This window comes from Stenotrophomonas sp., assembly GCF_032066555.1.
Taxonomy (GTDB): domain Bacteria; phylum Pseudomonadota; class Gammaproteobacteria; order Xanthomonadales; family Xanthomonadaceae; genus Stenotrophomonas.
Window position 1 is genome coordinate 150668 of sequence record NZ_DAMBKV010000002.1, and the last position, 13462, is coordinate 164129.

Consider the following 13462-nt stretch of genomic DNA (forward strand, 5'->3'; position numbering starts at 1 on the left):
CGCTCCCACAACCGCTACGAAGGCTGCGGCAACGCCTGCCCGAAGCACAGCACATTGCCTGCAGGATCGGTGACGCTGAAATCGCGCATGCCATACGGTCGGTCGGCAATGGCAACGGTGATCACTACGCCTGCATCCAGCAACTGCGCGTGATAGTCGTCGATGCCATCGATGTGCAGGTACAACCTGCTGATTCCGTCGGGTTTGGCGTCTGCGCGACTGGCGAGCGTCAGCTCGACCTCATCACGGCAGACGGCCGCCAGCTCCGCGGGTTGGCCCCATTCCCAGGCCAGGGTGAAGCCGAGCTTGTCGAGATAGAAGGCCAAGCTGACAGGCAGGTCCTCGCTAGCAAGAAAGGGCGAAACGGAGTGAAAGTGAACAGGCGTCATGCTGTTGATCCCATGGCAGGTCTGCCGCAATAGTGGCACGGTTGGAGCATGGGAGGGCTCCCGGAACCGGTGCGTCAGTGGGGAGGTGCCAACATCAAGGAGATGCTGTGATGCCGTTTCCTATGTTCTTTGCAAGAACGTCCGTGTTTCTGTGCTTGCTGATGTTGTGCGGCTGCGCCTCGATCCCATTGTCCACCGCGCTGCGCCTTTCTTCATTGGATGAGCGAGCGTTGGTCCAATTGGACCCTGCAGGTATCCGGGTCAAGGTGGCGATTCCCCGCGGCAATACCTTGAACCCGGAGGCCACCCGCCTGACCTTGAAGCTGCAGCCAGAAGGGCAGGCTGCGCGCGTCGCGGCGATGCCGCTGCGGTTGATGGGCAGCACCCAGGGCGAGCGCAGCCCCGGTGTGCTCAGCAGGAATGTCGCAGTGACAACCTACGAGTTGGCACTGACCGCAGAAGGCGCCAGCCAGCTGCGTAACCTGCAGCGCGAAGTGCTGAACTCGCGTGGCGATAGGGGAAAGGTGGAGCTCAGCGTCAATACCTCGTTCTCCGAGTTTGTACCCGGGACCAGGGAAATGATTTTCTGGGTAGACGTAAAACTGCGCGCAGATGATGCCTATCTCACCTTGTTTGATGGTGCGAAGGTCAGCTTCAAGATGGCCGAGAGCTGAGCGTCACGGCGCTCGGTCCTGCGGATTGAAGTGCGGCTTCAGCGGCACTTCAATCGCGGCGGGTGTTCGCTCAGATCTCGGCCTGGATCACGGCTTTTGCGTAGCTGTCACGATCAATGTCGACAATTTCGGCGCTGATCTGCAGCTCCATTCCACCAGCGGCGATGGCAGATTCAAGCGCGGCCAGCAGCGTGTCGGCCAACTCGCGTTTGATTTCGCTACTGCGACCGCTGAGTATTGCCAAGCGCGCGGCCACAAAGCCGCGTGGGCTGTCAGTGGTTCCGATCGCGACGCAATCAAACGCCAGCGCACGCGATTTGATGTCGGCATCCTCGAATTGGCCTGTGCCGAGCAGCGCAAGGTTGAGGGTGCGCAGCACGGCTGGAGTAATAGCGGTGGCGAGGTTGCTGCTGTATTCGATGGTCAGGTGGGGCATGGCGAACTCGTTGTCAGGGCTGCGCGGATGGCAGCAGCGCATTGATGCGCTGGATCATCGCATCCGGGTAGTGGATGTGGGTGGGTGTGTCGGCAAGCGGCGCGCGCTCGTCGGCATCGCGCAGACTTGCTTCAAGCCCGCTTCTGGGTAGATAGATCGGTGCTTCCACCGAGAAGCCATGCTCCGGCAAGCGGCCATGGACGGTGCGATAGAGCTGGATGGCATCGAGCAGGGTCAGCGCCGGGCCCGGGTGCATGCCGTCAGCGTCATACCATTGCAATTCGGGGGCTGCGGCCGCGGCGCTGCGCAGGGCTTCGGAGATTGCCACATAGGGAATGCCGGCCTGTTCGGCGGCGGCTGCTTCCTTGGCGATCAGGCGGGCAGATGCTGCCGCTTGTGCCTGGTAGCTGCCTAGCAGCAGGACGCGCGCGCCGGCGTTGCTGCCTGCCTTTGCCAGTGTCCTGATCGCCGCCTGCGATTTCGTACAGGCGGCTTCGTCGGGCCAGCACAGCAGGGCGCCGCCTTGTTCCTGCAGAACCAATAGCTGTGGGCGATGCTCGGCCAGAGCACGTTGAACCGAGCCATCCGCAACCCGTTGGTCAAGCAACGCGCCACCTTTGACAATCATCTGACTTTGCAGCGGATGGCCATTGGCGGTGCTGAGTGCAGCGTAGGTCGCTGGCAGGTTGCCCACGTAGATGAGGCTGTTGCCAACGAATAGCGCTTTTGTCGGCTGCGCTGAAGGTTGCGCAGCGCACGCGGTGAAGGCGAACAACAGCGTCAGCAGCGAGATCCATCTGCGCATTCCGAACTCCGTGTCTTGATCGGCTATTGGCGAGTCTCTGACCGCATCACCAATCGATGGTTCCGCGGATCACAGTCTGCACCTGCCCGCCGGACCAGACATCGCCGTGCTCGTCGATGCGCAGTTCCAGCAGGGCGTCGTGGCCGACTTCGCGGCCCTGGCTGGCGATGTAGCGCTTGTCCACGCCGGGGAGGGCATCGCGCTCGTCCAACCAGGCGGCCAGCACCGCATTGGCGGCACCGGAAGCAGCATCCTCAAAACGACGGCCATTGCCGACGAATGCCCGCACCACCAGTTGGTAGTTGTCGCCAGCGGTGCGTGCATAGGCGAACACGCCCATCGCGCCGGTGGCCTCGGCGAGTGGGGCAATGGCATCCCAGTCCGGGCTGAGGGCGCGCAGGGCGGCTTCATTGGCCACTTCCACCACCCACCAGCGGCGACCGCCGTCCATCAGTGCCGGCGGCAGCTCGCCCAAGGGCCAGCCGAGGATCGCCGGCTGCAGGCGTGGGTCATTGGCGCTGACGACCTCGGCCACTGACGCGCGCGGGGTACGGATGGCGATGGTGCGGATGCCATCGTGTTCGCTGATCTGCAGCGGCAACTGGCCGGCGATGCCGTCCTGTACCAGTTGCCCGTCGATGGCTGCCGCCACGCCGCTTTCAAGCACGGCATGGGCGCTGCCGACGCTGGGGTGGCCGGCGAACGGCACCTCTTTCTGCGGGGCGAACATGCGGATGCCGTAGCTGGTGCCGGGCTTGGTCGGGGCGAAAATGAAAGTGGTTTCAGGCAGGCGGGTCCAACGGGCGATGGCCTGCATGGCGGCATCGTCCAGGCCATCGGCATCGAGGACCACGGCCAGCGGGTTGCCGGTGCCGGGGCGCGGGGCGAAAACGTCGAGTTGCAGGAAGCGGCGGGTGGTCATGGGATGTCCGGATGCTGTGAGGCTGTTCTGTTGCTGTTGCTGTTGCTGTTGCTGCTGCAGTTGCAGTTGCTGTTGCTGTTGCCTTGGCCGTGGCTGTTGCCTTGGTTTGGGCTGTTGCAGTTGGCTTTTGCTTTAGCCCCTCTCCCGCTTGCGGGAGAGGGGTTGGGGTGAGGGGAGGCGGACGCAGTCCGCTTGCTTGGTGCTTTTTGGTTGTTGCTGTCGGCAAAGGCGAAGTCAAAGGCATGCGTGCTACGCACGCTTCCCCTCATCCGCCCCTTCGGGGCACCTTCTCCCGCGAGCGGGAGAAGGGAATAGCGGGCATCGCTTGCGCTGTCACCACTCAATCTGCCCAGCAATAACCTGCTGCACCTCACCACCAATCCAGATGTTGGATTCCGCATCCACTTCCACCCGCACCTCGCCGTTGCGGCCGAGCTCGCGACCCTGGCTGGCCAGGTACTGCTGGAAGGGTTTGATCCGGCCCTGCGCCAACAACTGCGCGGCCACCAGCGCGTTGGCGCTGCCGGTTACCGGGTCTTCGTTGATGCCCACGCCGGGTGCAAAGGCGCGCACCACGTACTGGTAGCCCACATCCGGTCGGTCGGCAGGTGCATATACCGCCAGCTTGCCGCGGCCGGGCAGGGCGCCGATGGCGGCCAGTTCCGGCTTGTAGCGGCGCAGGGCGGCCTCGCTGCCGGCTTCCAGCAGCCACCAGTCCGGACCGTTGTTCCACAGCTCCGGGGCATGGCCGGGCTTGGCCAATGCGGCCAAGCCTTCGGGCAGTGCGGGTACGGCGACGTCGCGTCGTTCAGCCTGCGGGCTGCGCACATGGATCTGGCGGAACCAGCGCCCGCCCTGTACCCGTACCGGCAGCAGACCAGCGGCGCATTGCTGGATGAGCTGGCCGTCGTCGTCGGGCGTGGCCAAGCCCAGTTCCACCGCCGCCCAGGCGGCACCGACGCTGGGGTGGCCGGCGAAGGGCAGCTCGCCCTTCGGGGTGAAGATGCGGATGTGGTAGCTGGCGCCTTCGGCGGGCGGCAGGAAGAAGATGGTCTCGGACAGGTTCAGCCAGGCGGCGATGGCCTGCAGGGCGGTGTCGTCCAGGCCCTCGCTGTCAACGATGACGCCCAACGCGTTGCCAGCACCGGCGCGGGCGGCAAACACATCCAACTGCAGATAACGGCGAACAGACATTGCAAATCGCTTCCAGACGACGGCTGGGCAGCTTACCAGTGCACCTGTCCTGCGATAACCGGCTGGACCTGACCGCCGATCCAGACACGGCCTTGCGCGTCGATTGCGATCTGGACGCGACCGTCGCGGCCCACTTCGCGGCCCTGGCTGACGACGTAGTTGCCATCAGCCTTGGGTAGTTGCCCGTGTTGCCGCAGCCACGCCGCGATCAGGGCGTTGGCACTGCCGGTGACAGGGTCCTCGGGTACGTCGGCTGCATCGGCCGGACAGAACGCACGCGTCACCAGCGCGTGATCCGGGCCGGCTTCGGCAGCAAACACCGCAACACCGGTCGCGCCGGTGGCATTGCTCCAGTCGGCGATTGCGGGCATGTCTGGCATCAGTGCGCGGACGCTGGCGGCATCGCGGGCCGGCAACAGCCACCAGCGCGGGCCGTTGTCCCAGAGTTCGGGGCTGTGGCCGGGGGCGAGCAGGGCCTGCAGTTGTTCAGGTACAGCGTCTGGCGCAGTTGGATGCTGGCGGGCGGGTGGGCTGGCCAACAGGAGGGTGGGAGCATCTTCCGGCCCGCTTACCCGCACCGGCAGCAGGCCTGCAGCGCATTGCTGCAGCAGCTGGCCATCACGCGGCGTTGCCAGGCCCGAGGTGACCGCCGCCCAGGCCGCGCCGACGCTGGGATGGCCGGCGAAGGGCAGTTCGCTGCTTGGGGTGAAGATGCGGATGCGGTAGCTGGGGCCGGCGTCCGGCGGCAGGAAGAACACCGTCTCGGAGAGGTTCAGCCAGGCGGCGAGCGCTTGCATGGCGGCGGTATCCAGGCCATCGCTGTCGAGGATGACACCCAGCGGGTTGCCGCTGCCGGGGCGGGCGGCGAAGACGTCCAGTTGCAGGTAACGGCGTGGAGGCATGGGTTTTGGGGTGGGGCGGGGTGGTACAGCTTAGGCATGGGCATGCAAGAAGTCGTCAGGTGTTGGTTTCAGCGCAATCTGCCAACAACTGAGCCGTCATTCCCGCGTAGGCGGGAATCGCTCTGGGCTTTGTGCTTTGCCTTTGCCAGAGCCAGAGCCAGCGCAGGAGCGATTCCCGCCTGCGCGGGAATGACGGCTTCTTAAAGGCGGGTGCCAAAGCCATAGCCATACCCATAGCCATAGCCCTCGAACCGGCCCCATTCACCCAAAGATGACCCGGATCGTTGCAAGTGCTACTTTCTTCGCCCCGGGAGGGGAGGCCGGGCGGCGATGGTATCGCCGGTAACTCAGCCGTCCTGCCTCAGCGGCTTGGCATAGAATCGGGAGTTCCGCCCGCATTGCCGGGTCTTTCTCCCACCTGTGAACCCACAAAGCCAATGTCTGCTTCCCCAATTGCTGATCGCTGGATCGTCCTCAAGTTCGGTGGCACCTCGGTGTCGCGTCGTCATCGCTGGAACACGATCGGTCAGTTGGCGAAAAAACGTGCGGACGAGACCGGTGGCAGGGTGCTGGTGGTGGTGTCGGCCTTGTCCGGCGTCACCAATGAACTGACCGCCATTGCCGACGGCGCTGCCGACAGCCGCGAGCGCGTGGCCGCGCTGGTCAGCCGCCACAACGATTTCCTTGCCGAGCTGGAGCTGGGCCGCGAGGTGCTGGCTGAACGCCTGGCCGCGCTGCAGGCGCTGCTGGACGACCCGCGCGCGGCCAGCCGTCCGCTGGACTGGCAGGCCGAGGTGCTGGGCCAGGGCGAACTGCTGTCCTCCAGCGTCGGTGCCGCCTACCTGCGCAGCACCGGCCTGGATTTTGGCTGGATGGACGCCCGTGAGTGGCTGCATGCGCAGCCGCCGGCCCCCAACCAGACCGCCTGGTCGCAGCGCCTTTCGGTCAACTGCCAGTGGCAGGGCGAGGAGGGCTTCAAGCAGCGTTTCGCGGCCCAGCCCACGCAGTTGCTGATCACCCAGGGCTTCATCGCCCGCCACGGTGACGGTGGCACCGCCATCCTTGGTCGCGGTGGTTCGGATACGTCGGCGGCCTATTTCGGCGCACTGCTCGGTGCCAGCCGCGTGGAAATCTGGACTGACGTGCCGGGCATGTTCAGCGCCAACCCCAAGGACGTGCCCGACGCGCGCCTGCTGACCCGCCTGGACTATTACGAAGCGCAGGAAATCGCCACCACCGGGGCCAAGGTGCTGCACCCGCGCTCGATCAAGCCCTGCCGCGATGCCGGCGTGCCGATGGCCATTCTCGACACCGAGCGCCCGCATATGCCGGGCACCAGCATCGACGGCAATGCCGAGCCGGTGCCGGGGGTCAAGGCGATCAGCCGCCGCAACGGCATCGTGCTGATCTCGATGGAAGGCATCGGCATGTGGCAGCAGGTCGGCTTCCTGTCCGACGTGTTCAACCTGTTCAAGAAGCACGGCCTGTCGGTGGACCTGATCGGTTCGGCCGAGACCAACGTCACCGTGTCGCTGGACCCGTCCGAAAACCTGGTCAGCACCGATGTGCTGGCCGCGCTGTCGGCCGACCTGTCGGAAATCTGCAAGGTCAAGGTGATCGTGCCCTGCGCGGCCATCACCCTGGTTGGCCGTGGCATGCGCTCGCTGCTGTACAAGCTCTCGGACGTGTGGGCCACGTTCGGCAAGGAGCGCGTGCACATGATCTCGCAGTCCTCCAATGACCTGAACCTGACCTTCGTCATCGACGAGGCCGATGCCGATGGGCTGTTGCCCATCCTGCACGCCGAGCTGATCGACAGTGGCGCGATGCCGGTTTACGAGGAACACGTATTCGGCCCGCGCTGGCGCGAGATCATCGGCAGCATCCGTCCGCGGCAGACGCCGTGGTGGCATGCGCCGGCCAAGCAGAAGCAACTGCTGGCGCTGGCCGCACAGGGCACGCCGGCCTATATCTACGACCTGGACAAGGTGCGCGAGCGTGCCCGCCAGTTGAAGGCCATCGACGCCATCGACCGCCGCTTCTATGCGATCAAGGCCAACTCGCACCCCGAGATCCTGCGCACCCTGGCGGCCGAAGGCTTCGGCCTGGAGTGTGTGTCGCAGGGCGAGGTGGAACTGGTGTTTGCCTCGGTGCCGGATATCAGTCCGGAGCGCGTGCTGTTCACCCCCAGCTTTGCGCCGATCAGCGAGTACCAGGCAGTGCTGGCGCGTGGCGTCAACGTCACCGTCGACAACGTCGAGCTGCTGCAGCGCTGGCCGGAGGTTTTCCGTGGCCGCAAGCTGTGGCTGCGCATCGACCTGGGCCACGGCGATGGTCACCACAAGAAGGTGAACACCGGCGGCAAGGATTCCAAGTTCGGCCTGTCCGCGCTGCGTGTGGATGAGTTCATCGCCGCTGCGCGCGCGCTGGATATCCGCATCACCGGCGTGCACGCCCACCTGGGCAGCGGCATCGAGAACAGCGGCCATTGGAAGCAGATGGTCGATGAAATGGCCGGCTTCGCGCGCCGCATCGGCAGCGTTGAAATCCTCGATATCGGCGGCGGCCTGCCGGTGCCGTACAGCGATGACGATGAGCCGTTCGACCTGGACGCCTGGGCCGCCGGCCTGGCCGATATCAAGGCGGTGCACCCGGCCTTCCAGCTGGCGATCGAGCCGGGCCGCTTCATGGTGGCCGAGTGCGGCGTGCTGCTGACCCACGCCTCGCAGGTGGTGGAGAAGGACGGCGTGCGCCGTGTTGGCCTGGATGCCGGCATGAACGCCTTGCTGCGCCCGGCGCTGTACGACGCCTGGCACGACATCGCCAACCTGTCGCGCCTGGATGCCGCCCGCGATGTTGATTTCAGCGTGGTCGGCCCGATCTGCGAATCCAGCGATGTGTTTGCCGAGCGGGTGAAGCTGCCGGCGGCGACCGCCCCGGGCGATGTGATGGTCATCGCCGATGCCGGCGCCTACGGTTTCAGCATGGCCAGCACCTATAACCAACGCGCCTTGCCGCGCGAGGACGTGATTGATGATGCACAGTAACGTCCGCCTGATGCGAAAACCTTTGTCGTCCGTTGCGCGTTGACGCGCAACGGCTAGTTTGATTCCCGGATACGCCATGACAGCTTTTGATAAAGACCAGGTTTCCCGTTTCCGCTTCGTCCGCTGCGATTTCGCTGCGGACACCGGTGTGGCGCGGCTGGTATACGCCTTCGACGACGGCCCGGAGATGACCGAGACCGTCACCGTGCCGGGCGCGCCGTTCCAGTTGGACGGTGAGCGCGCGGCCGCGGTGCAACGCGCTTTGCAGTTGCTGCACCTGATCGCAGGTGTGAGCTACTACAAGGCAGCGGTGCCGTCGCAGGTGAGCATCGACAGCTACGCCATCGACGCGGCCACCGCCGCGCTGGTGGAGACGGTGTACTTCAACGGCCTCGGCGAATTCGCCTACCGCAACGGCCTGAACCTGCGCGACCGGTTCAAGCTGCCCGTGAATGTGCCCCTCTCCCCCCGGGAGAGGGGTTGGGGAGAGGGTGCGTCAGCCGACGCAGCTTCCGCCGCAGCCGTACCTTCACCCCCGGCCCCTCTCCCGCAGGGAGAGGGGAGCAACGCGCCGGCACTCGGCCTGGCCCACCACGCCCTGGTCGCCATCGGTGGCGGCAAGGATTCGCTGGTCAGCATCGAAGCCCTGCGCAATGCCGGTGTCGCCGAAACCGTTACCTGGATCGGCGGCTCGCAGCTGATCCGTGCCTGCGCCGAGCGCACCGGCCTGCCGACGCTGAACATCGGCCGCACGCTGGCGCCGGAGCTGTTCGAGCTCAATCGCCAGGGCGCGTGGAACGGCCATATCCCGGTCACCGCGGTGAACTCGGCGATCATGGTGCTGGCCGCCGTGGTGCAGGGCGTGGACCAGGTGGTGTTCTCCAACGAGCGCTCGGCCAGCTACGGCAGCCAGATCGCCGGTACCGGTGAAGTGAACCACCAGTGGTCCAAGGGTTGGGCGTTCGAGAAGGCGTTCGGCGAATACGTGCAGCAGCACATTGCCGCCGACCTGAACTACTACTCGCTGCTGCGTCCGCTGTCGGAGCTGGCAGTGGCCCGTCAGTTCGCCAAGACCGATTTCTACGACGCGCATTTCTCCAGCTGCAACCGCAACTTCCATATCCTCGGCGAGCGCCCGGTGAACCGCTGGTGCGGTGTCTGCCCGAAGTGCCACTTCGTGTTTCTGGCGCTGGCCCCGTTCATGCCGAAGATCCGCCTGGTGCGCATCTTCGGCCGCAACCTGCTGGACGACATGGAGCAGGCCGGCGGCTACGACGCACTGCTCGAGTTCCAGGACCACAAACCGTTCGAGTGCGTGGGCGAGGGCAAGGAATCGCGCGCGGCAATGGCGACCCTGGCATCGCGTCCGGACTGGAAGGAAGATGTGCTGGTCAAGCGCTTCGCCAGCCTGATCCAGCCGACCTTGGCCGCCGACGAACTGCAGGTCGAACCCTTGCTGGTCATCGATGGTGAACACCGCATCCCGGCAGCACTGTGGGGGCGTCTGCGTGCGAATTTCGCAGCTTGAAGGCAAGCGCGTCGCCTTGTGGGGCTGGGGCCGTGAAGGCCGCGCGGCCTATCACGCGCTGCGTGATCGGGAATGGGGAATCGGGACTCGGGAATCGGAAGATCGGTTTCCTGCGCGTTTGACGGTGCTTTGTTCTGCTGCTGAAGCAGCGGAAATTCGGGCGCTGGGCGATGCGCATCTGCGCGTTGAAACCGAGCTCAGTGGTGAGTTGCTGGCTTCGTTCGATGTGGTGATCAAGTCACCGGGGATCAGTCCGTACAAGCCCGAGGCGCAGCATGCCTTGGCGCAGGGTACGCAATTCATCGGCGGTACCTCGCTGTGGTTCAGCGAGCACGCCGATGCCAATGGCACGCTGCCGAACACGGTCTGCGTTACCGGCACCAAGGGCAAGAGCACCACCACCTCGCTGCTGGCGCACCTGCTGCGCGCGGCCGGGCATCGCACTGGCCTGATCGGCAATATCGGCCTGCCATTGCTGGAGGCCTTGGACCCACAACCGGCGCCGGACTATTGGGCGGTGGAACTGTCCAGCTACCAGACCGGCGAAGTGGCACGCAGTGGCGTGCGTCCGGATGTGGCCATCGTGCTGAACATCTTTCCGGAACACCTGGATTGGCATGGCAGTGAGCAGCGCTATATCGACGACAAGCTGTCGTTGGTGACCGGCGGCCATCCGCGCGTCGCCGTGCTCAACGCCGCTGACGAACACCTGCGCGCGCTGCAGCTGCCGCACAGCCAGATCGTCTGGTTCAACCAGCCCGAAGGCTGGCACATGGTTGGCGAGGTCGTACATCGCGGTGCGCAGGCGGTGTTCGACACCTCGAACACACCGCTGCCCGGCCGCCACAACCGCGGCAACCTGTGCGCGGTGTTGGCCGCGCTGGAAGCCCTTGGTCTGGATGCGGTTGCCTTGGCACCTGCGGTGCAAAGCTTCCGGCCTCTGCCGAATCGCTTGCAGCTGCTGGGCGAACGCGATGGCTTGCGTTGGGTGAATGATTCGATCAGCACCACGCCGCATGCGTCGCTGGCCGCCTTGGATTGTTTCGCCGGGCAGCGCATCGCCTTGCTGGTTGGCGGGCATGATCGCGGCGTGGACTGGCAGGACTTCGCCGAGCACATGCGCGACAACGCGCCGGTCGAGATCGTGACCATGGGTAACAACGGTCCACGCATCAATGCGCTGCTCGCGCCATTGGCCGAGGCTGGCGGTTTTGGCCTGCACGCCGCGACCGATCTGCCGCATGCGGTGGAGCTGGCGCGTGCTGCATTAGGCGGGCAGGGCGGGGTAGTACTGCTGTCGCCGGGCGCGCCGAGCTTTGGTGCCTACAAGGACTATGTGGCGCGCGGACGGCACTTCGCCGAGCTGGCCGGATTCGATCCGGACAGCATCAGTGCCATTCCGGGTATCGGCATCCTCTAAGGCCTTGGCCGAGGCCGAAGTGGCGCTGACTGTCGGTCGGCGCCACCCATTACCTGCAGATCACTCTTCTTCGTCGGTGAAAGCGTAACCGCCGTCGATCAGCTGCTGCAGGTAGGCATCGAAGCTGGGCGCGATTACCGCATAGCTGTCAGGGTCGTGCAGGTAGCGTACGACCTGGCCACTGATGCCGCCTTCGGCAGGATCGAAATCCAGGTACAGCATCGAGGTGCCGCCGTTGTTCATGCAGTGCGAGAAACACAGGCGCCTGCTCATCGGCACGTCGGCATCGATGCCTGCACCCAGAATCTCCGGCTCATCGTCCAGCCAGTCTTCGTAGATGGAACGGATGCTGTCGCCCCATTGCGCACTGTCCTCGAAGATCTGCTGCACCGACCGCAGGTAGTAGGGGTAGCTGCCGTCGCCGACGTCCGAGCCAAGCATCAGCACATTGACCTCACCTTGCGGGTAGTCCCGGTAGTGGCTGCCATCCACCTGTGCCAGCAGATCCAGCAGGCTCGCCGGTACCTGCGGCCATTGCCGCTGCAGGCGTTGCAGGTCGGACTTGCTTGCGCCTTCCACCCAGCGCCACATTGGCACATCGTCTGCAGGCAAGCGCGGCACAAGGCCGGAAAGGAAAGTTTCTACAAGGCTCATAGGGCAGGGAAAGGGATGAGGGGAAGGGGCAGGGAAGGCGCTGCGGATCGCTTCAACGCAGTAGCAGCGGTGCGGCGTGCATTGACAGGGATGAATGATGGATTGCGCGGCGACCGCCCTCAAGCCGGTGGGCTCAACGATGATCGCCACGAAGGGTTTCGGTCGGCTCCGATCAGTTTCCGCTCATCAGCGCACAATTTCCAAGGCAGTGACCCGGTCTACGCTACGGCCTCGCCCTGATGTGGAATCCAGCGTGAGGGTCACGCCGAGGTCTTCGATGAAGGCATCGGTGCTTTGACGGTCGCCGTAGTCACACGACAGCCGGATGGCATCGCCGGGAAGGGACGCAAAGATTTCGCTTGCAGGAAAGCGGGTGCCGATGGTGCAGGTGGCCGAGGTGTCCATGGCTTTGTCGCGCGCCTTGATCGGCGCATAGCGACCGCTGGAGTTGAAGCGCAGCACCTGTCCTTCGTTCCAGTTCGCCGGGAAGTTGGCGCTGATGGTATCCGTCAGTAACACGCGTCCGCCAAGCGAGCCCTCCATCTTCGACTTCAGCTGGATGAGGTTGGCTTTCATGAGGCGCTGGACGCTGAAGTTCCTGCTGTAGATTTCCGTCCTGTGTATCAAGTCTCCCTGCGCTACCAGCTCGACGGTTATGGAGGAAGGCTTCTGGTCGTTGATGGAGGTATAGGTATAGGTAAGGCGGCTGAACTTCGGCGCGAGCAGCGGGTTGCTGACGGCTTCAACAACCGCGGCTGGTACGGTGACGTCGGCAAAACCAAGCTCCTGCTCGGGCGCGGGATACTCTGCAACGGGAATGTCCGGACGGATTGCACCCAACACCGTTGCATCAACAGCGCCTTGCAACGAGCAGCTGACGCGTGTCTGGTTTGCACCGTGGGGTTCCAGCAGGAACACGCGCTCAAGTTTGCGAGTACCGGGGACGGTTCCGGAGCGACCGAACGAAGTTGTCCATTTCCCGTCTTCCCAGATCTCGGCGCGGGCATGCATCGGCCCCAGCTTGCGCAGGCTCTCCGGGTGATCAAGCAGTGGGGCCAGCTGCTTGGCAACGTGATCAGGTGATCCGTCGGCAATGAATCCCCAGAACAGGTACTGGCCCATTCTCTCCATATCGGTGAATTCGTCGAAGTAGGACGACAGCGTCACTCCTGCCACCGCTGGCGGGTCTTTCAGTGCAATCGTGTTTTTCTTGTCTTCATACCGGTCGGGAACCGCGATCCAGCTTGCGTTCGTCGAGCGGTTCAGTACGGCATGCGCTTCCCAGACGGAGGCATTGGCCTGCAGCTTTTCAAAAAAGCCGGCATCGCAGCGCGAAAACGCGCTGAAAGTCTCCGCGATCACGGACTCCGTTGCCCCAACTGGCGTTGATGGCAGCAGTATCGCGGCACACAGGAGGGTCGGTGTGAGCTTCTTCATTGAATGGGATCGTCCTTGTAAATGCTGTTTGTCAGATTCCGAGCCCCCTCGTCG

The 13462-nt window shown here is 64.5% G+C and carries 12 protein-coding genes; 4 read left to right on the forward strand and 8 right to left on the reverse strand.

Going from position 1 to position 13462, the window contains the following annotated elements; all coding sequences use genetic code 11:
• Positions 1 to 14: 14 nt before the first annotated feature.
• Positions 15 to 389 carry a VOC family protein gene (locus RT131_RS03970; RefSeq protein WP_313170473.1) on the reverse strand — a complete coding sequence of 125 codons (375 nt, stop codon included), beginning with the start codon at positions 387 to 389 and terminating at the stop codon, positions 15 to 17.
• A 230-nt stretch (positions 390 to 619) separates the two neighbouring features.
• Between RT131_RS03970 and RT131_RS03975 the strand changes: the two genes are divergently transcribed.
• Positions 620 to 1063 carry a hypothetical protein gene (locus RT131_RS03975; RefSeq protein ID WP_313170475.1) on the forward strand — a complete coding sequence of 148 codons (444 nt, stop codon included), beginning with the start codon at positions 620 to 622 and terminating at the stop codon, positions 1061 to 1063.
• A 70-nt stretch (positions 1064 to 1133) separates the two neighbouring features.
• On the opposite strand, the gene RT131_RS03980 is transcribed toward RT131_RS03975, so the two are convergent.
• From RT131_RS03980 to RT131_RS04000, 5 genes are all read right to left on the reverse strand, one after another.
• Positions 1134 to 1499, reverse strand: a complete 366-nt coding sequence (locus RT131_RS03980) for a 5-carboxymethyl-2-hydroxymuconate Delta-isomerase (protein ID WP_313170476.1) — start codon at positions 1497 to 1499, stop codon at positions 1134 to 1136.
• 13 nt (positions 1500 to 1512) lie between these two features.
• Positions 1513 to 2304 (reverse strand): hypothetical protein, encoded by a 792-nt coding sequence (locus RT131_RS03985; RefSeq protein ID WP_313170478.1) that lies wholly within the window; start codon positions 2302 to 2304, stop codon positions 1513 to 1515.
• A gap of 46 nt (positions 2305 to 2350) precedes the next feature.
• Positions 2351 to 3226 carry a PhzF family phenazine biosynthesis protein gene (locus RT131_RS03990; protein ID WP_313170480.1) on the reverse strand — a complete coding sequence of 292 codons (876 nt, stop codon included), beginning with the start codon at positions 3224 to 3226 and terminating at the stop codon, positions 2351 to 2353.
• A 333-nt stretch (positions 3227 to 3559) separates the two neighbouring features.
• Positions 3560 to 4420, reverse strand: coding sequence for a PhzF family phenazine biosynthesis protein (locus RT131_RS03995; RefSeq protein ID WP_313170482.1), 861 nt, complete (start codon positions 4418 to 4420; stop codon positions 3560 to 3562).
• A 32-nt stretch (positions 4421 to 4452) separates the two neighbouring features.
• The gene (locus RT131_RS04000; RefSeq protein ID WP_313170484.1) at positions 4453 to 5322 is read right to left on the reverse strand and encodes a PhzF family phenazine biosynthesis protein; all 870 of its coding nucleotides are present in this window, start codon (positions 5320 to 5322) and stop codon (positions 4453 to 4455) included.
• Between the two features lie 437 nt (positions 5323 to 5759).
• Here RT131_RS04000 and RT131_RS04005 point away from each other — a divergent pair, with 437 nt between their 5' ends.
• The 3 genes from RT131_RS04005 (at position 5760) to murD (ending at position 11317) form a co-directional block, all read left to right on the forward strand.
• The gene (locus tag RT131_RS04005; RefSeq protein ID WP_313170485.1) at positions 5760 to 8369 is read left to right on the forward strand and encodes a bifunctional aspartate kinase/diaminopimelate decarboxylase; all 2610 of its coding nucleotides are present in this window, start codon (positions 5760 to 5762) and stop codon (positions 8367 to 8369) included.
• A gap of 76 nt (positions 8370 to 8445) precedes the next feature.
• Positions 8446 to 9897, forward strand: coding sequence for a UDP-N-acetyl-alpha-D-muramoyl-L-alanyl-L-glutamate epimerase (gene murL, locus RT131_RS04010; protein WP_313170486.1), 1452 nt, complete (start codon positions 8446 to 8448; stop codon positions 9895 to 9897).
• A complete protein-coding gene (gene murD / locus RT131_RS04015) occupies positions 9878 to 11317 on the forward strand; it encodes a UDP-N-acetylmuramoyl-L-alanine--D-glutamate ligase (protein WP_313170487.1) in 1440 nt (479 codons plus the stop codon). The genes murL and murD overlap by 20 nt, the downstream gene beginning before the upstream one ends.
• Before the next feature lie 60 nt (positions 11318 to 11377).
• On the opposite strand, the gene RT131_RS04020 is transcribed toward murD, so the two are convergent.
• Positions 11378 to 11971 carry an SMI1/KNR4 family protein gene (locus tag RT131_RS04020; protein WP_313170488.1) on the reverse strand — a complete coding sequence of 198 codons (594 nt, stop codon included), beginning with the start codon at positions 11969 to 11971 and terminating at the stop codon, positions 11378 to 11380.
• A gap of 186 nt (positions 11972 to 12157) precedes the next feature.
• On the reverse strand, positions 12158 to 13408 hold the full coding sequence (locus RT131_RS04025; RefSeq protein ID WP_313170490.1) for a hypothetical protein: 1251 nt from the start codon (positions 13406 to 13408) through the stop codon (positions 12158 to 12160).
• Positions 13409 to 13462: the final 54 nt, after the last annotated feature.